This is a genomic window from Pseudomonas sp. Fl4BN1, from assembly GCF_009908285.1.
Lineage (GTDB): Bacteria > Pseudomonadota > Gammaproteobacteria > Pseudomonadales > Pseudomonadaceae > Aquipseudomonas.
On sequence record NZ_JAAARM010000134.1, the window covers coordinates 1 to 405 of the forward strand.

General features: G+C 66.2%; 1 protein-coding gene. It reads right to left on the minus strand.

Features of this window, described 5'->3' with window-relative positions; genetic code table 11:
- The coding region (locus tag GV818_RS33920; protein ID WP_434738400.1) for a lactate/malate family dehydrogenase at positions 1-405 on the minus strand (405 nt) is incomplete at both ends.

Genomic DNA, 405 nt, shown 5'->3' on the forward strand with positions numbered 1-405 from the left:
GTCCAGGCGCAGCATGGCGGTGAAGTTCTCGCGCGGCAGGTCCGGCGCCGACTTCATGGCGATGTAGGCGTTGGTGTTGGCCGGGTTGCCGACCACCAGCACCTTCACGTTGCGCGAGGCAACGGCGTTGAGTGCCCTGCCTTGCGCCGTGAAGATCTGGGCGTTGGCCGACAGCAGGTCCGCACGCTCCATGCCCGGGCCGCGGGGGCGGGCGCCCACCAGCAGGGCCACGTCGACGTCCTTGAACGCGGTCATCGGGTCGGAATGCGCTTCCATGCCAGCCAGCAGCGGGAAGGCGCAGTCTTCGATCTCCATCATCACACCCTTGAGCGCCTTCTGGGCCTTCTCATCGGGGATTTCCAGCAGTTGCAGGATGACGGGCTGATCCTTGCCCAGCATTTCGCC